This is a genomic window from Pseudomonas sp. JBR1 (assembly GCF_028198185.1).
Classification (GTDB): Bacteria; Pseudomonadota; Gammaproteobacteria; order Pseudomonadales; family Pseudomonadaceae; genus Chryseomonas; species Chryseomonas oryzihabitans_E.
The window spans coordinates 4,681,546-4,699,157 of the sequence record NZ_CP116340.1; the positions used below are offsets into that span (position 1 = coordinate 4,681,546).

Annotated in this window: 13 protein-coding genes and 1 pseudogene; 6 read left to right on the forward strand and 8 right to left on the reverse strand. The window is 67.2% G+C overall.

The features are described 5' to 3' along the window. Positions 1-20 precede the first annotated feature (20 nt). The 4 genes from PJ259_RS21645 to PJ259_RS21660 form a co-directional block, all read right to left on the reverse strand. On the reverse strand, positions 21-1,358 hold the full coding sequence (locus PJ259_RS21645; RefSeq protein WP_271654130.1) for a sigma-54-dependent transcriptional regulator: 1,338 nt from the start codon (positions 1,356-1,358) through the stop codon (positions 21-23). Then, positions 1,343-2,788 (reverse strand): sensor histidine kinase, encoded by a 1,446-nt coding sequence (locus tag PJ259_RS21650; protein WP_271654131.1) that lies wholly within the window; start codon positions 2,786-2,788, stop codon positions 1,343-1,345. Before PJ259_RS21650 ends, PJ259_RS21645 begins: the two co-directional genes overlap by 16 nt. Positions 2,789-2,860: 72 nt before the next feature. Then, the gene (locus PJ259_RS21655) at positions 2,861-4,012 is read right to left on the reverse strand and encodes an L-talarate/galactarate dehydratase (protein ID WP_271654132.1); all 1,152 of its coding nucleotides are present in this window, start codon (positions 4,010-4,012) and stop codon (positions 2,861-2,863) included. A gap of 63 nt (positions 4,013-4,075) precedes the next feature. Beyond that, positions 4,076-5,110: a LacI family DNA-binding transcriptional regulator gene (locus PJ259_RS21660; RefSeq protein ID WP_271654133.1), complete on the reverse strand. Its 1,035-nt coding sequence runs from the start codon at positions 5,108-5,110 to the stop codon at positions 4,076-4,078. Positions 5,111-5,260: 150 nt separating this feature from the next. Between PJ259_RS21660 and PJ259_RS21665 the strand changes: the two genes are divergently transcribed. From PJ259_RS21665 to PJ259_RS21675, 3 genes are read left to right on the forward strand one after another with little or no spacing between them, the layout of a single operon-like run. Then, positions 5,261-5,860: a LysE family translocator gene (locus tag PJ259_RS21665; RefSeq protein WP_271654134.1), complete on the forward strand. Its 600-nt coding sequence runs from the start codon at positions 5,261-5,263 to the stop codon at positions 5,858-5,860. A gap of 17 nt (positions 5,861-5,877) precedes the next feature. Next, positions 5,878-6,813, forward strand: a complete 936-nt coding sequence (locus PJ259_RS21670) for an AraC family transcriptional regulator (RefSeq protein WP_271654135.1) — start codon at positions 5,878-5,880, stop codon at positions 6,811-6,813. Between the two features lie 15 nt (positions 6,814-6,828). Continuing rightward, positions 6,829-8,802: a BCCT family transporter gene (locus PJ259_RS21675; protein WP_271654136.1), complete on the forward strand. Its 1,974-nt coding sequence runs from the start codon at positions 6,829-6,831 to the stop codon at positions 8,800-8,802. A gap of 70 nt (positions 8,803-8,872) precedes the next feature. Here PJ259_RS21675 and PJ259_RS23045 read toward each other — a convergent pair whose 3' ends face one another. The 3 genes and pseudogenes from PJ259_RS23045 to PJ259_RS21685 form a co-directional block, all read right to left on the reverse strand. Continuing rightward, positions 8,873-9,580, reverse strand: coding sequence for a methyl-accepting chemotaxis protein (locus PJ259_RS23045; protein WP_420480506.1), 708 nt, complete (start codon positions 9,578-9,580; stop codon positions 8,873-8,875). Positions 9,581-9,733: 153 nt separating this feature from the next. After that, positions 9,734-10,873, reverse strand: a pseudogene (locus PJ259_RS23050) (cache domain-containing protein); the annotation flags it as partial. Positions 10,874-11,057: 184 nt separating this feature from the next. Then, entirely contained in the window at positions 11,058-11,810 is a 753-nt protein-coding gene (locus PJ259_RS21685) for a carbon-nitrogen hydrolase family protein (protein WP_271654137.1), read from the reverse strand. 201 nt (positions 11,811-12,011) lie between these two features. Here PJ259_RS21685 and PJ259_RS21690 point away from each other — a divergent pair, with 201 nt between their 5' ends. The 3 genes from PJ259_RS21690 (at position 12,012) to dld (ending at position 16,506) form a co-directional block, all read left to right on the forward strand. Further along, positions 12,012-13,148, forward strand: a complete 1,137-nt coding sequence (locus PJ259_RS21690; RefSeq protein ID WP_271654138.1) for an iron-containing alcohol dehydrogenase — start codon at positions 12,012-12,014, stop codon at positions 13,146-13,148. A 163-nt stretch (positions 13,149-13,311) separates the two neighbouring features. Next, positions 13,312-14,655 (forward strand): MFS transporter, encoded by a 1,344-nt coding sequence (locus tag PJ259_RS21695; RefSeq protein WP_271654139.1) that lies wholly within the window; start codon positions 13,312-13,314, stop codon positions 14,653-14,655. Positions 14,656-14,736: 81 nt separating this feature from the next. Beyond that, positions 14,737-16,506 carry a D-lactate dehydrogenase gene (gene dld, locus PJ259_RS21700; RefSeq protein WP_271654140.1) on the forward strand — a complete coding sequence of 590 codons (1,770 nt, stop codon included), beginning with the start codon at positions 14,737-14,739 and terminating at the stop codon, positions 16,504-16,506. Positions 16,507-16,525: 19 nt separating this feature from the next. Here the strand turns inward: dld and PJ259_RS21705 are convergent, their stop codons facing one another. Further along, positions 16,526-17,464, reverse strand: coding sequence for a LysR family transcriptional regulator (locus PJ259_RS21705; RefSeq protein ID WP_059313941.1), 939 nt, complete (start codon positions 17,462-17,464; stop codon positions 16,526-16,528). Between the last annotated feature and the right edge of the window lie 148 nt (positions 17,465-17,612).

A 17,612-nucleotide genomic window follows, 5' to 3' on the forward strand; every position in this document is an offset into this window, starting at 1 on the left:
CTGTCGGCAAAGCGGACAGCCTAGGCGGGGTTGTCTTCTTCGCCGACACCCAGGCCCAGCCGGCTCAGCTTGGTGTAGAGCAGCTGGCGATGAATGCCCAGACGCCGCGCTGCTTCGGCGCGATTGCCGCCGCTGCGTTGCAGGGCCCGCTCGATCAGCAGGCGTTCCAGGCGCGCGGTGGCTTCGGCCAGGGTCTCTTCCGGCCAGCTGGCATCGATAGCCACCGCATCCGAGGTCTCGCCCTGCAGAAAGGCCAGGTCGGCGGCGACGATGCGCTCGCCCTGGGCCAGGGTCGCGGCGCGCTGGATGGCGTTGCGCAATTCCCGCACGTTGCCTGGCCAGGGGTGGCGCAGCAGCAGGGCGGCGGCATCGTCCGCCAGCACCCGGCCGCTGGGCGCGAGGAAGTGCTCGGCCAGGGGCAGGATGTCGGCGCGGCGCTCGCGCAAGGCCGGCAGGTGGATGGGCACCACGTGCAGGCGATAGAAGAGGTCTTCGCGGAAGTCGCCACTGGCGACACGCTGGGCCAGGTCGCGGTGGGTGGCCGCCACCAGCCGCACGTCCAGGCGCACCGGTGCGCCACCCACCGGGGTCACCTCGCGTTCCTGCAGGGCGCGGAGGATCTTGGCCTGCATCGGCAGTGGCATGTCGCCGATCTCATCGAGAAAGAGAGTGCCGCCCTGGGCTTCGCGAAAGGCGCCGAGGCGATTGGCGTTGGCCCCGCTGAAGGCCCCGCGCATGTGGCCGAAGAGTTCGCTTTCCAGCAGATCCGGCGGGATGGCCGCGCAGTTGACTGCCACGAAGGGCGCGCCGCAGCGCTTGCCGTGCTCGTGGATGGCGCGGGCCACCAGTTCCTTGCCGGTGCCGGTCTCGCCGGTGACCAGTACCGTGGCCTCGCTGTCCACCAGGCGGCCGATGGTCTTCTGCACCTGGCGCAGGGCATCGCTGCCGCCCACCAGGGTATGGCTTTCGACCGAGGCTGGCGGTGCGCTGGCGGGGCCGCGCTGGGCAGTCATGCCGGCCAGTACCCGGATCAGGTCATCGCGGCCAATGGGCTTGGTGAGGTGGTCGAAGGCGCCGAGGCGCATGGCCTCGATGGTGTTGCCGGCGCTGGCGAAGGCGGTCAGCACCGTAACTGCCGGCGGCTCGGGGCGGGCGCGAATGCGCGCCAGCACCTCCAGGCCATCCAGCCCGGGCATGCGCAGGTCGAGCAGCACGGCGTCCACCGTCTGCCGGTCGAGCAGCGCCAGCCCCGCTTCGCCTTGATCCGCCTGCAGCACCTGGTAGCCCTGATCCGCGGCGGTTTCCGCCAGGGCGTCGCGCAGACCAGCGTCGTCGTCGATGATCAGCAGGGTTGGCATGGCAAGAGGATCTCGAAACGGGTGGAAGGGGAGGGTTCGGCTAGGCGCGCCTCGCCGCCATGGGCGCGGGCGGTTTCGCGGACCAGGGCCAGGCCAAGGCCGGTGCCTTCGGGGCGACCGGTGACGAAGGGTTCGAAGAGCTGCCCGTGCAGTTCGGCAGGTGGCCCCTGGCCTGCGTCTTCCACCGCCAGCACCAGCCAGTTGTCACGCCGGCTGACGTCCAGGCGGATCTCGCTGTCGGCCGGAGCGGCCTGCAGGGCGTTGAGCAGCAGGTTGTCCAGGGCACGACCCAGGGCGTCGCGGTCGAAACAGCCTTGATCGACTCCCACCCGGGCGACCAGGCGGATGCCACGCTGGCCCGCCTGGTCTTCGTGACTGGCCAGTACCTCGCGGCAGAAGGTCGGGAGATCGACGGCAGTCGGTTGCAACTGCGGCGGCTGGGTGAGATCGAGCAGGCGGCGCAACAGGCTGTCCAGGCGGGCGATCTGCGGCAGGATGGCGTCCAGGGCGCGCCGCTGGCGCTCGGCATCGCCGGCCAGGGCGTTCTCGGCCTTGAGCCGCATGGCAGCCAGGGGGTTGCGGATCTCGTGAGCGACCCCGGCGGCCACCCGGCCCAGCGCCGCCAGCCGCTCGCTGGCGTGGACCTGGGTGGTCAGGCGCTGGGCTTCGGCGCGGGCCTGGGCCAGGCGCTGGCCGGCCTGGTTGAGCGCGGCGAGCACCCGGTCCAATTCGCGTTCGCCGGTAAGGGCGAGGGTGGGCAGGTCCTGGCTGGCGCTCGTCCCTAGATCACGTTCGACCCGGGTGACATGCCGCGACCATTGCCAGGTGAGCCGGCCGAGCAGCAGGGTGGCCGCCAGCATGGCCAGCAGCAAAAGGCCGAGGCCCAGTTTCAACTGGCGCTGGCCGCTGCCCTCGGCAAAGGTCAGGCGGGTCAGGGTCCAGGCGGCGAGATCGGGGATGGGGCCGGACAGCGGACAGGCCGCCACCAGCACGGTGGCGCCGTCGACGCTGAAGCTGTCGCTCAGGCTGCGCGCCTCGGCCAGGGCGGCGGCGGCGAGATCGGCCAGATGCCGACGCTCGGCATCGGTCAGGCTGAAGGGACTGGCGTCGGCCAGTATCCCCGCCTGCTCCTGCCAGAGACCGCCGCCCATGCCGCGATAGCGTAGCAGGGCGACACTGGCCACGCCGGTGAGACCCTGGCGCAGCGCCGGATCGGCGAGGCCGGCGGTGGGGCCGGACCAGCCGTTGCTGTAGAAGCGATAGCTGCTGGCGATGGCCTGGCAGGCCTGCTCGGCTTCCACCGTGGCCTGGCCGAGCTGGGCGCTTTCCGACTGGCGCAGCAGCAGGATCATCAGCCAGCCGACCCCGACGGCCATGCCGCCGAGCATCAGCAGCAGCGCGATCAGACGGCTGCGCAGCGATCCGAACATGGGCATTCTCTTCCAGGCCTTGGCCTGGATAGAGTGCCATACCCCGGCGGAGTTCGAGTGCCAGAGCGGGTGTCAGCCACGCTGGCCGAATTCCGCTTCCTGCGCTGTCCAGCCGGCCACCCTTTCGCTGAGGGACAGGCCCAGGCCCGGGCGGGTCGGTACCAGCATCCGCCCATCACAGGTTTCCAGGCGTTCGTTGAACAACGGCTCCAGCCATTCGAAGTGTTCCACCCAGGGCTCGGTGGGATAGGTGGCGGCCAGATGCACGTGCAATTCCATGGCGAAGTGCGGCGCCAGCATCAGTCCAGCCTGTTCGGCCAAGGCGGCCACCTTGAGAAAGGGGGTGATGCCGCCAACCCGCGGGGCATCGGGCATCAGGAAGTCGGCGCCGCGCAGGCGAATGAATTCCTGATGCTCGGCCACGCTGGTCAGCATCTCGCCGGTGGCGATGGGCGTGTCGAAGGTGGCGGCCAGGGCGGCGTGGCCTTCGGCGTCGTAGCAGTCCAGCGGCTCTTCGATCCAGATCAGGTCGAATTCCTCGAAGCGGCGGCACATCCGTTGGGCGGTGGGTCTGTCCCACTGCTGGTTGGCGTCCACCATCAACGGAAAGCTGTCGCCCAGGTGCTGCCGGACGCGGGCGACGCGCTCCAGGTCCACCGCCCAGTCCGGCTGGCCGACCTTGAGCTTGATGCCGCCGATGCCCTGCTCGCGGGAGCGGTCGGTGTTTTCCAGCAACTGCTCCAGCGGCGTGTGCAGGAAGCCACCGGAGGTGTTGTAGCAGCGCACCGAATCACGCTGGGCGCCAAGCAGCCGCGCCAGGGACAGGTTGGCTCGACGTGCCTTGAGATCCCACAGGGCCACATCGAAGGCGCCGATGGCCTGGGTGGCGAGGCCGCTGCGACCCACCGAGGCACCGGCCCAGCAGAGCTTGGTCCAGAGCTTCTGGATGTCGCTGGGATTCTCGTCTAGCAGCACCGGGGCGATTTCCCGGGCATGGGCGAACTGCCCGGGGCCGCCGGCGCGCTTGGCGTAGCTGAAGCCCAGGCCGCGCTGGCCGTCGCGGGTCTCGATCTCGACGAAGAGGATGGCGATCTCGGTCATCGGCTTCTGCCGGCCGGTGAGCACCTTGGCGTCACTGATAGGATTGGCCAGCGGCAGGAATACGGAAGACAGGCGGACCCAGGCGATGCGGTCCTGGTCGGCGCTATAGGAGTTATCGGACATGTCAAGGACTCTTGGCGAGACAGGAGTCATGGACGCTAAGCTGATTACGCAATCATTCAAGCGTTAGCGCGTACTCTCGCGCATGATCAATTCAAAGCCGGTATCCCGTTGTCGCGGCGCCTCGGCGCCCGCCAGGCGGGCGAGCAGGGCCGCGGCCGCATGGGTGCCCATGTCGGCACCACGCACGTCCACCGTACTCAGCGCCGGAAGCAGATGAGCGGCGCTGGCCAGGTTGCCGAAGCCCATCACGGCCAGGTCCTCTGGGACCCGCAGGTTGCGGGCATGGGCCTCGGCTAGCACGCCATGGGCCAGGGTGTCGGAACTGCAGACCACCACCTCCGGGTGTTCGCCGGCATCCAGCAGGCGAGCCAGGCCCTCGCGCCCCAGTACCGGCGTGGCCGGTGGCGGCAGGCTGACCTCGGGCGGCGTGCCTAGTCCCTGGCGGGCCAGTTCGGCACGGAAGGCATCGCGGCGCAGGCGTCCCCGGGGATCATCCAGGGTCAGGCTGGCGAAGCGGCGATAGCCGCGCTCCAGCAGTTGTGCGGCGATGGCGCAGCCCACCGCCGCATGGGAGAAACCCACCAGCATGTCCAGCGGCCGCTCGCCTTGGTCCCAGCATTCCACCAGCGGGATGCCGGCCTGGGAAAGACGCAGGCGGCTGGCTGCCGTGTGCAGGGTGCCGGTCAGTACCATGGCATCGGGACGGCGGCGCAGCAGCATGTCCAGCAACTGCTCCTCACGCTCCGCGGAATAGTCGGTCAGGCCCAGCAGGGTCTGGTGGCCGGCCTCGGTCAGGGTCTGCATGAGCGCCTGCACGGTGTCAGCGAAGATGGAATTGACGATGGTGGGCACCAGCACGGCGATCAGCCGGCTGTCCTGGGGCATCGCCCCGGTAGTCAGCATGGCCGGCTGGTAGCCGCTCTCGCGCACCGCGCGGAAGACCTTTTCGCGCAGCACCGGACGGACGATTTCCGGTTGGTTGAGGGTACGGGAGACAGTGATCGGCGAGACCCCGGCCAGGCGTGCGACGTCCTTGAGGGTCGGTGGCTTGCCGTCGGCGCGACCACGCCAGGGCAGGGCGCTGCGATCACTGGACAAGGGAGGCCTCCGCTACGGATGAGAGCCTCGATTCTGCCGGGTTGTATGATGACCCTCAAGGTGAAGCCGCGGACAGCCACGAACGTACAAGCCAGGGACCTGGGGCACTGGCTAGCCTGGGCCTCCCTTTCGATCTCTGGCAGGTGTCCCTTGGAAATCATCCTCTACGCCCTGAGCGTCATGTACAGCCCCGGCCCGGTCAACGCCCTGGGCCTCAACGCCGGCCTGCAGGGCCAGGCCCGGCAGGCCCTGGGTTTCTATGCCGGGGTGGGCTGCGCCATGCTGATCCTGTTCCTGGCGCTGGGTTACGCCGGTGCGGCCCTGGTCTCGGGCGCCTTGCTGCCCTGGTTGGCGCTGCTGGGCGGCGGCTACTGCCTGTACCTCGGCTATCGCATCGCCCGGGCCGCACCACCAACGGCGGACGAAGAGGGCGGGGCGACGCGGCTGACCTTTGCTAGCGGCCTGCTGATCCAGGGACTCAATCCCAAGGGCTGGCTGGCGGTGCTGCCCATCGCCACGGTGATGTTTCCGGCAGCTCAGGTGACCGGTGGCAAGATCGTCCTCTGGTCGCTGCCCCTGGCTCTGTCGGCGGGTGGCGCCCCGGCGAGCTATGCCTTGCTCGGGGCGCTGCTCGGGCGCTACCTGGTGCAAGGACGCGGCTTGCGCGGGGTGAACCTGCTGCTGGGGCTGAGCCTGGTCGGCTGCGCCCTGCTGCTGTTCCATGATGCGTGGCGCGGTCTGCTAGGCTGAGCGCCGGAGGAGTCGCCATGAGTACCCAGATCGAACTACCCGGTGCCACGGACTGGGTACGCCACGCTCCGGCCTTCGATGAGCTGGAATCCATCGAAGCCTTTTTCAGCGGCCACGCCTTCAATCCCCATCGTCATGCGACCTACGCCATCGGTCGCACCCTGGCCGGGGTGCAGAGTTTTTCCTATCGCGGCGCCAAGGCCAGCAGCCTGCCGGGCGAGACCATGGTCTTTCACCCGGATGAGGTCCACGACGGCCGCGCCGGTGCCGCCTGCGGCTTTCGCTATCGGATGCTCTATGTGCCGCCGACCCTGGTGCAGGACATCCTCGGCGGGCGGCCCTTGCCCTTCCATCGCGAGGGCGTTTCCCTGGATCCGCGCCTGGCGCGGGCTACCGATGCGGTATTCGCCGCCCTCGACGAGCACCCCGATGCCCTGGGGCGCGACGATGCCCTCTATGGACTGGTCGCCACCCTGGCGGAGGTCTGCCAGGCCTGGCCCAGTCGTGGCCGGGTCGACTTCGTTGCCGCGCTGCGCGCCCGCGAATACCTGGAGGACCATCTCGACCAGGCCGTCACCCTCGATGACCTGGCACAGTGCACCGGACGTGATCGCTGGAGTCTGACCCGCGATTTTCGCGCCTACTTCGGCACCAGTCCGCACCGCTACCTGACCCTGCGTCGTCTGGACCGGGTGCGCCTGGAGGTCCGCCTGGGCCGCAGTCTCGTCGACGCAGCGGTGGCGGCGGGCTTCTGCGATCAAAGCCATATGAACCGGCATTTCCGCCAAACTTTCGGCATGGCGCCGTCGCGCTGGTATCGTGGCCTGGCTGCGAATCCCGGCGCCCCTTTGCCAGGTACAGGCTACGACGCTAGACGCCTTCATGACCGACATCCAGGCGCGGCGAGCGAAACGATTGGTGGCGATGGGGGTCAACCTGTGCGCACTTCATGAACAGGAGCTCAGTCTATGAACGGCCAAGGAGAATCCGCCGCTCGCAACACCTTCAGTCCCCCCGTGTTCTGGACCTCGACCGGCATCCTGCTGGTTCTGGTGCTCTACGCCAGCGTTTTCCAGGCCAACGCCCAGGAGGTGTTCGGGACGGTCCAGACCTGGATCATCGGCAATCTCAGCTGGTTCTACATTCTCGCGGTCGCCATCATTCTCGGCACCGTGGTCTTTCTGGGTGTCAGCAGGTATGGCGACATCAAGCTCGGCCCCGACCATAGCGAGCCCGATTACAGCAGCACCACCTGGTTCGCCATGTTGTTCTCGGCGGGCATGGGCATCGGCCTGATGTTCTTTGGCGTCGCCGAACCGGTGATGCACTTCCTCTCGCCGCCCGTGGGCGCTGGCGGTGGTATCGATGCCGCTCGTGAGGCGATGAAGATCACCTTCTTCCACTGGGGCCTGCACGCCTGGGCGATCTACGCCATCGTTGCGCTGATCCTGGCCTACTTCAGCTATAGACACGGTCTGCCGCTGACCCTGAGATCGGCGCTCTATCCGCTGATCGGCGAGCGCATCTACGGGCCTATCGGCCATGCCGTGGACATCTTCGCCATCATCGGCACCGTGCTCGGGGTCGCGACGTCGCTCGGCTTTGGCGTGGCCCAGATCAACACCGGGCTCAATGCCCTGTTTGGCGTGCCCATCTCGGTGCCGGTGCAGATCGGCCTGATCATCATCACCACCGCCCTGGCTACGCTGTCGGTGGCGACCGGTCTGGATAAGGGCGTCCGCCGACTGTCCGAGCTGAACCTGGGGTTGGCGCTGCTGCTGATGATCTCGGTGATCGTGCTCGGTCCTACCGTGCTGATCCTGCAGACCTTCGTGCAGAACACCGGTGGCTACCTCAGCGAAATCGTCAGCCGCACCCTCAACCTCAATGCCTACCAGCCCACCGACTGGATCGGCGGCTGGACGCTGTTCTACTGGGGCTGGTGGCTGGCCTGGTCGCCCTTCGTCGGCCTGTTCATCGCCCGTATCTCCCGGGGTCGGACCATCCGCGAATTCGTCTCCGGCGTCCTGCTGGTACCGGCCGGTTTCACCCTGCTGTGGATGACCGTGTTCGGCAATACCGCCATTCACATGATCCTCACCGACGGCTTCACCGATCTCGCCGCCGCGGTAAACAAGGACAGCTCCCTGGCGCTGTTCGCCTTCCTGGAGCATTTCCCGCTGCACAGCGTGATCTCCATGGTGGCCATCGTCATGGTGGTGGTGTTCTTCGTCACCTCGGCCGACTCGGGCGCCATGGTGGTGGACATGCTGGCCTCGGGCGGGAAGGACCAGACGCCGGTCTGGCAGCGAGTGTTCTGGGCCTCCAGCATGGGCTTGGTGGCCATCGCGCTGCTCCTGGCCGGTGGCCTCAAGGCGTTGCAGACCGCCACCATCGCCAGTGCCCTGCCGTTCACCATCGCGCTGCTGTTCAGCATGCGTGGCCTGCTCAAGGCCCTCAAGCTGGACGCTACCAAGCGTGGCCTGCGCCACCAGGCGCTGAGCATTTCACCGCCGACCATGAGATCGCCCGGTGGTTGGCAGCGCCGCCTGCGTGGCCTGGCGATGTTCCCGCGGCGCAGCCACGTGGTGCGCTTCATCAGTGAGGTCGCCAAACCGGCGTGCCTGGCCGTGGCCGAGGAATGGCGCAAGCAGGGTTATATCTGCAACGTCGAGGACCGTGACGATGGCGGTGTACGCCTGAGAGTCGGCCCGGCCGATCAGCCGGAGTTCGTCTACCAGGTAAGGCCCCATGCCTATGCCATGCCCAGTTTCGTCATGGGCAGCGAGCCGAACGACGAGCGCAAGTACTTCCGCGCCCAGGTCTATCTGCGCGAGGGCGGCCAGGACCATGACGTCATGGGCTGGTCGCGCGAGGACGTCATCGGCGACATCCTCGACCAGTACGAACGCCACATGCACTTCCTGCATCTGGTGGGCTGAAACGAGGACCGGGCCTTGCGCCCGGTCCGCTGATACCAAGGACCGCTGCCGAACTGGCAGCGGTCTTTTTTTATTTCACCCGGAACCGCCGGACCACGGCGATCAACTGCTCGTTGGACGATTGCACCGCCGCGGTGCTCTCGGCGGTGCGCTGACCGCTGGTGACCAGGTCGTCGACCATGTGGCGCACGGCGACCATGTTCTGGTTGATCTCGCCGGCCACCACGCTCTGCTCTTCGGCCGCCGCGGCGATCTGGGTCGACAGGTCGCTGATGCGCACCACCGAACCGTTCATCTCGTCCAGGCCAGAGGTGACCTCGCGGGTCTTCTCGGCGGTACTCTGGCAGCTGGTCTTGGTCACTTCCATGGCCGCTACCGCGGAGCTCACCCCCTGCTGCAGTCGGCCGAGCATCTCGTTGATCTCGGCGGTGCTCTGCTGGGTACGACCGGCCAGGGCACGGACCTCATCGGCCACCACCGCGAAGCCACGACCCTGCTCGCCGGCACGGGCCGCCTCGATGGCCGCGTTGAGCGCCAGCAGGTTGGTCTGGCCGGCGATCTCGCCGATCACCCCGAGCACGTCATTGATGCGCTGGGCATCGCCCTGCATGGCCTGCACCTTGAGGGTGGCGTCTTCCACCTGATCCACCAGGGCCAGGACGCTGGCCGAGGCCTGCTGGACCACCGCACGGGAACGCTCGGCCTGGCCATTGGCGGCCTGGGTGAGGGTGGCGGTGTCGCTGGCGCTGCGCGCCACGGAGTCGGAGGTGGCGCTCATCTCGGTGATGGCGGTCACCGCCTGGTCGGTTTCGCTGGCATGCCGGGCGAGGATGGCGCCGTTCTGCTGGGCCTGGCCATGGAGCTGCTTGAGTCCGGTGTCGATGCGGTCGGTGGCGTCGCCCACCTCGCCGATCAGCCGCTGCAGATAACCGATGAAGCCATTGACCGCGCCCGCCACCGCATCCACTTCATCCTTGCCGTGCACCGGGATGCGCCGGGTCAGGTCGGCATCGCCAGCGGAGAGCGATTCGATGTTGCGTTGCAGCAGGCCGAGGCGACCCATCAGCTTGCCGAGCGCCAGCACCATGACCGCCACCAGCAGCAGGACCAGCGGCAACTGGATCGCCGCCAGGGTCTTGAGGATGCCGGTGTTGGTCGCGGCGATGAGCGAGGTGGGCAGCGCCGTGGCGAGCAGCCACGGCGTGCCGGCCAGGGGACGCAGGAAGAAGGTGTGGGGCGTGCCGTGTTCGTCGACGTAGTTGTCACGCACCACGGCCTCGCCCTTGAGCTTGCCGAGATTCTGCTGGATCGCCGCGACGAAGGGCGAGCGCGCGGCATAGGCCGAGACGTTGTTCAGGATCTGCGAATCCCCGAGTTCGCTGAGGTTGCTGAGGATCTTGCCATCGGCCTCGACGATCATCATGTCGGTGTCGTCGAGATCCTTGCGCAGCTGCTCCACCAGCGGGTTGAAAAAGCCCAGGGTCAGGTCGACGGTCGACACGCCAAAGGCCTTGCCGTCGCGCTGGATGGCCATGGCGCAGTTGGTGCGCGGCTCGGCGCTGGCGGCGTCCTTGTAGGCGGCGGCCCAGACGCACTGGCCCGCGGGACCCTTGAGGCCGGCCTGGAACCAGGACTGCTCCCAGTAGTTGAGCGCCTCGGGCGAGTTCCAGTGGGTATTGACGATCAGTTTGCCGCTGGCATCGCGGTGATAGAAGGTGCTGAACTTGTCGCGGCCCTGCTCGCGCTGGTTGGGCAGCGGCCAGATCCCACCGCCGAACACCTTGGTGTCACCGTACTGGTCCACCAGGCCGGGCAGCACGCGGTCGATGGCGGCGCTGTCCAGCAGCGGCACGGCCTGGGTGATGGAGCGCTGTTGCGCCTGGATCTGGTTGAGTTCGCGATAGATGCGGGTGCCGACCTCGTTGACCCGGGTAAGCACGGTGGACTCACCGGCGGCGACCAGGTCCGGGGTCACCCAGAGACGGATGCCGATGACGGTGGCAGCGAGGGTGGCGCCGATGAAGCCTAGAAAGATCAGGGTGTAGCGGGTCCGAACGGTATTCAAGGCCATGATGTCGCTCCTGCGGTTACAGCGTCGTTCACGCTGCGAAAGGCATCCTTGGCGCCGTTCTGAAAAAAGGATGTCAGAGCCTTATCGGCGTCTGATGTGTGACCTTTAGTCGCAGGGTGAATGGGATACCGAGCGCTGTGACAGGTCGTGAAGTGACCCTATGGCCGGTTTTTGGTCGATGGTTCTACCAGATCGACAGCGGCAGGCTTTCACCTTGCCAGTCGTCTCCTTGCTGGCGGACCACCACGAGGCAGGGGCCATCCCCGGGGGCCGCTACCAGGCAGTACCCGTCGGCCTGCCAGAAGGCGCTGCGGCCCACGCAGGCATAGCCACCGGTGGGAGCGCCATGATTGGCCATGAGCACGGCCATGCCCAGGCGCCGGGCATGGTCCGCCAACTGGGCACTGTCGGCGGGATAGCCGGTCGCCCCGATCACCGCCGAGACCAGGTAGAGGTCGGCGCCTCGGGCGCGGGCGGCAGCGGCGTGGGCGGGTTGGTTGCTGTCGGCGCAGATGGCCAGGGCGCCCTTCAACCCTGGCAGCTCCAGCAGCTCGCCACCGCTGCCCGGCACGAAGGGCGGCGCTTCGCCCGGATGCAGGTATTGCTTGGTATGGACGCGGCAGCTGCCGTCCGCCCCCAGGATCAAGGCGCCGATCTGCAGCCCCGTCGGACCCTGGACCGGCGCTCCGACCACGGCCGTGAGCCCAGCTGCGCGACAAGCTTCGCGCAGCGGCAGCAGACGGATATCGGCGGGCTCCAGTGCCAGCGCCGCCGCCAGGGTCGGCTCGTAGCCAGTCAGGGACAACTCGGGAAACAGCAGCAACGTCACCCCGGCCTCGGCCGCCGCAGTGACGACGTCCAGATGGCTACGCAGGTTGGCAGTGAGATCACCGGGGATCGAGATTGACTGGGCAGCGGCGAGGGTAGGGCTGGGCATCGGAACTCCAGGGGAAGTCGAGGCGACCGGGAAGGGCTGGCAGAAGCTAGCGCTGGGCGCCCAAGCGGGATTTCCCCATTGCCCTGGCCAAGGCCGGGTTGCCTCCAGGTTATACCGCTATCGCTACCTCTCAGTATTTAGGCCAAGAGCGCGCCGCTATAGTCGGGCCGTCTATCAATTTCAAGAATAACAGGACGGGTCATGGCGATAATCAACTATGTAACGGAGATCCGCTTCGGCGCCGGCTGTGCCGCGGAGCTGGCCGAAGTCAGCGCGCGCCTGGGCTTCCAGCGACCGCTGATCGTCACCGATCGTGGCGTGGTGGCGGCCGGTCTCATCGAGCAGCTGCTGGACATGAATTCCCTGGCCGCCTACCGGGTCTTCGACGCTACCCCAGCCAACCCCACCGAAGCCGCTACTCGCGAGGGGGTGGCCTGTTTTCTGGAAGCGGAGTGCGACGGCATCATCGCCGTTGGCGGCGGTTCGCCCATCGATCTGGCCAAGGCCATCGCCGTGTCCGCGCGCCATCCGGGGCCGTTGAAAAACTTCGCGGTCATCGAAGGCGGGCTGGCGCGGATCACCGCGGCGACGGTGCCCATCGTGGCGATTCCGACCACCGCCGGCACCGGCAGCGAAGTAGGGCGAGGCGCCATCATCATTCTCGATGATGGCCGCAAGGTCGGCATCCTTTCACCCCATGTCATCCCCCGCGTGGCGATCTGCGATCCGCTGCTGACGCTCAGCCTGCCGCCGCACCTGACGGCAGCCACGGGCATGGACGCGGTGGCCCATTGCATCGAGACCTTTCTCGCTCCCGGCTTCAATCCGCCGGCCGAGGGCATCGCGCTGGATGGCCTGCGCCGTGCGTGGCGCCATCTGGAGCTGGCCTTCAATGAGCCGAGCAACCTGGAAGCCCGCACCCAGATGCTCAGCGCCTCGCTGCAGGGCGCCCTGGCCTTTCAGAAGGGGCTGGGCTGCGTGCACAGCCTGAGCCATTCGCTGGGGGGCATCGATCCGCGCCTGCACCATGGCACCCTCAACGCGGTGCTGCTGCCGGCGGTGGTCGCCTTCAACCGGGGAGCGGAGTCGGTGGTCCGCGAGGAAAAACTCGAACGGCTCGCCCAGGCCATGCAGCTGCCCGCGCAGTTGTCGGTGGAACAGGCGCTGGCGCACAAGGCCGAGGCCCTGCGCCTGCCGACGGGCCTGGCGCAGATGGGCGTCGATAAGGCGCTCATCCCGCGCATCGTCACTGGCGCCCTGGCCGATCACAGCCACAAGACCAATCCCCGGGAAGCCACGGCGGATGATTACGCCCAGCTGATCCAGGCCTCGTTCTGAGGCCTGGACATCCGTAGCGGAAAGCCTTTCCGCTGCCGTGTCGTCCGCAGGCCTGCCGCCCGTCCTCGAATCCGTTCGGGGCGGCAACAGGATGCGGATGACAGACGACCGTTATGCAAGACCCTCGCGCGGCAATCACAACAACTAAAGGACGCGAAACCTCATGGCCAATCCTGATACCGCCGTACCCACGGTGCAGTTCGATCCGCTCTATTGCAAGGTCGCCTGGCGGGTGCTGCCCCTTCTGCTGCTCGGCTACATCATCGCCTATCTCGACCGGGTCAACGTCGGCTTCGCCAAGCTCGCCATGCTCGGCGATCTCGGCATGTCCGATGCGGCCTATGGCCTGGGCGCCGGCATCTTCTTCATCGGTTACTTCATCTTCGAGGTTCCCAGCAACCTGATGCTGCATCGGGTCGGCGCCAAGCTGTGGATCGCGCGCATCATGATCACCTGGGGCCTGGTCTCGTCGCTGATGGCCTTCACCGGCCCCATCGCCCAGCTGCTGGGCATCAGCAACGAGATGACCTTCTATGGCCTGCGTTTTCTGCTCGGCGTCTGCGAGGCCGGCTTCTTTCCCGGGGTCATCCTCTACCTGACCTACTGGTTTCCCTCGGCGCTGCACAGCCGCATGATGGCCATCGTCATCCTCGGCAATCCGGTGTCCTTCATCTTTGGCGGTCCGCTCAGCGGCGCCATCATGCACTACATGGGCGGCAGCGGCTTGCTGGCGGGCTGGCAGTGGATGTTCGTCATCGAGGCCATACCGGCCGTGGTGATCGGGGTGGTGGTGCTCTGCCTGCTGGACAACGGCATCCAGGATGCCAAGTGGCTGAACGTGCAGGAAAAGGCTGAACTGACCCGGCGCCTCGCCGTGGATGCCTCGGACAAGGTCAGCGTGCCCTTCAAGCGGCTCTTTGCCCTGCCTATCATCTGGCTGCTAACCGCCATCTACGTGCTATTGATGCTCGGCAACTACGGCATCAACTTTTGGGTGCCGACCATCATCAAGAACGCCGGGGTGGCCTCGGTCCTGGATATCGGCCTCATCACCGCCATCCCCTATGTGTTCGGGGCGGTGACCATGGTCTGGGTGACCCGCCAGGCCCAGCGCACGGGTAACCAGCGCGTCTATGGTGCCTTGATGTCGATACTGGCCGGCATCGGCCTGATCCTCTGCGCGGCCTTCCCCCAGCAGCTGCTGCTGATGATCCTGGGCGTCGCCTTCGCGGTAGGTGGCAGCCTGAGCGCCATCGCACTGTTCTGGGGACTGCCCGGGGCCTTCCTGCAGGGCGCTGCCGCCGCAGCCGGCATTGCCCTCATCAACTCCTTCGGCAATCTCGGCGGCTTCGCCGGGCCCTATCTGCTGGGCCTGCTGACGACCCTGTTCGGCTCGGCGCAGGTCGGCCTGATGCTGCTTGGGGGTTGCCTGCTGGTGTGTGCGGCGCTGATGCTGTGGGTGACCCGGCGGCCCGTGCCATCGAATGCCGGGATGCTGGCCGAGTAATCGCGCCGGCGCTACCCGCGCGTTTCCGAACGGGAGCGGCCTTTGCTCGCTCCCGGTTCCTTTGCCAGCGAAGAGGGCGTCATGGATCTGGTCAGTGAGTTGCAAGCCATCGTCGGGCGTCGCCACGTCTTGCAGGGGGACGCCGCGACCCGCCGCTTCCGCCTGGGGATCCGCTATGGCGGCGGGGCGGTACTCGCCGTAGTGCAGCCCGGCAGCCTGCTGGAGATGTGGCGGGTGCTGCAGCGTTGTCACCAAGCCGGGACCATCATCATCTGCCAGGCGGCCAACACGGGCCTGACCGGGGGCTCCACCCCGGTGGCCGAGGGCTACGACCGCCCGGTGGTGCTGATCAACACCCTGCGCCTGACCCGCCTGGCCCTGCTGCGCCAGGGCGAGCAGGTGGTGTCCCAGCCGGGCGTGACCCTGAGCCAGTTGGAAACGACCCTGAAACCCCTGGGGCGCGAGCCGCATTCGGTGATCGGCTCGACTTGCATTGGCGCCTCCATCACCGGTGGCGTCTGCAACAACTCCGGCGGCTCGCTGATCCGCCGCGGCCCGGCCTTCACCCAGCTGTCGCTGTTCGCCCGCATCGACGAAGCCGGGCAGCTGCAACTGGTCAATCATCTGGGCCTGAAATTGGGCGACACCCCTGAGGAGATCCTGAGCCGGCTCGACGAGGGGCGTTTCGACGACAGCGCCGTGCAGGACCCGGCCGGGGCCATGGCCTCCGATCGCGAGTACGCCCGCCACGTTCGCGACGTGACATCCGCCACGCCGGCCCGCTACAACGCCGACCCGCGGCGGCTGTACGAGGCGTCGGGCTCGGCGGGCAAGCTCGCCGTGTTCGCCCTGCGCCTGGATACCTTTCCAGCCGATCGCAACACCCGGGTGTTCTACATAGGCTCCAACCGAGCCGCCGATCTCGAAGCCATTCGCCGGCACATCCTGGTCAATTTCACCTCTCTGCCAATCGCCGGCGAGTACATGCACCGCACGGCCTATGAGCTGAGTCGCACCTACGGCAAGGATCTGTTTCTCTTCATCCAGCGTTGCGGTGCGCAGCGGGTGCCCCAGGCCTTTGCCTGGAAGACCCGCTTCGATGCCCTGAGCGAACGCCTGGGCCTGAGCGCCCAGCTCGGCGACCGACTCCTGCAACGCCTCGCCGCGCCGCTACCCGAGCATCTGCCGGCGCGGCTTAATGCGTTCGCCGAGCGCTTCGAGCATCATCTGCTGCTGAAGATGGGCGAAGAGGGCATCGACGAGGCGCGTGCCTATCTGCAGGCCTGGCTGCCCAGCGCGGACGCGGATTTCATCGAGTGCAGCGTGGAGGAGGGCAACGCCGCCTTCCTCAATCGCTTCGCGGTCGGCAACGCCATGAATCGCTACCGGGCGGTGCACCGGGATACCGTGGAAGACATCCTCGCCCTGGACATCGCCTTGCCGCGCAACACCCAGGACTGGTTCGAGACCCTGCCGCCAGAGCTGGCGGAACAGATCGAGGTGACCATGTACTGCGGGCACTTCTTCTGCCACGTGCTGCACCAGGAGTACCTGGTGAAGAAGGGGCACGACTGCGCGGCGCTCAAGCGGCGCCTGCTGGACCTGCTGGATGCCCGCGGCGCCCGCTATCCGGCCGAGCACAATGTCGGCCACCTCTACGAGGCGGCGCCCGAACTGGAGCGGCACTATCGCCAGCTCGATCCGACCAATGCCTTCAATCCCGGCATCGGTCGCCTGACGCGCCGCTATCGTTGGCAGGACGACTGTTGCGCCGAGCATGCCGGTGAGGCCATCGCCGCGGCGGCTGCCGTTGCCAGAGCGGAGCCTGCGGAGACCAGCGACACGCCCTGACCGCTGTCCTTGAGCGTGCTCAGGTCTCCTGCTGGATCGCGTAGAGCGACTCCACGAGCAGCTCGAACGCCGGATTCTGCTGGGCGCTGCGCCGCGAGACCAGCTCATAGGGCTCGCTGTGGGACCTCAGCTGCAGCGGCAGGCGACTGACCAGGCCATGCTGGCAGACATAGTCCGCCACCTCGACCGAGACCAGGGCCACCAGCCGAGGATTGCGGCTCAGCAGCGACAGGGTGGTCAGCGCCGAGGTGGTCTCGATCAGGTGCAGCGGAAACGGCAGCTGGGCTTCGAAGAACTCGTGCTCCAAGGTGCGGCGCATGGGCATGTTGGCCCGATAGACCACCCAGCGACTGTCCGACAGATCCTGCAGCTCGACTCGCTCGCGCTGAGCCGCCGGATGGGAGGCATGGGCGATGACCGCGAGGGACTCGTCCTTGATGACCAGGGCGTCGTAGGCAGCGGGCTTGTCGCTCACCGATAGCCGGCAGATGGCGGCATCCAGCCGCCCCTGATCGACCAGGCCGAGCAGACTCTCGCTGGTGTCCTCCACCACCTCGATCGACAGCCGCGGCTGCAGCTCCAGCAGCCGGGAAATGGCATGGGTGAGCAGGGGGACGGCGCCCATGATGGTGCCGATGGCCAACTTGCCGCCCGAGCCACTGGCGATGGCGTGCAGCTCATGGCGCAGGTTGTCCAGGTCGGCCTGGATCAGCCGGGCGAAGCGGATCGCACAGGTGCCGGCCGGCGTCGGCAGCAGACCGCGGTTGGTGCGCAGGAACAACTCCACCCCCAGCGTGGATTCCAGCTCCTTGAGCGCCTTGCTGGCGCCCGGCTGCGTGAGCCCCAGGCCGTCCGCCGCATTGAGCAGCGAGCCCTTTTCCGCCAGGGCGATGAGCAGGCGCAGCTGCTTGGCGTGCAGGCGGGACATGATGGAGTTGAGACTGGCGAGATTCTTCATTGATCGAAGGTTATACCGCAGTGGCTGCGATCAGATCCTTAACAATAAGCAGCAGGTACGCGGCTTGGCTCGGTTTGCTGGGCTGTGGCGATAGAACGCCCGCAACTCAATCTACGGAACCTGTGTAGGTTGGGTTGAGCGCAGCAAA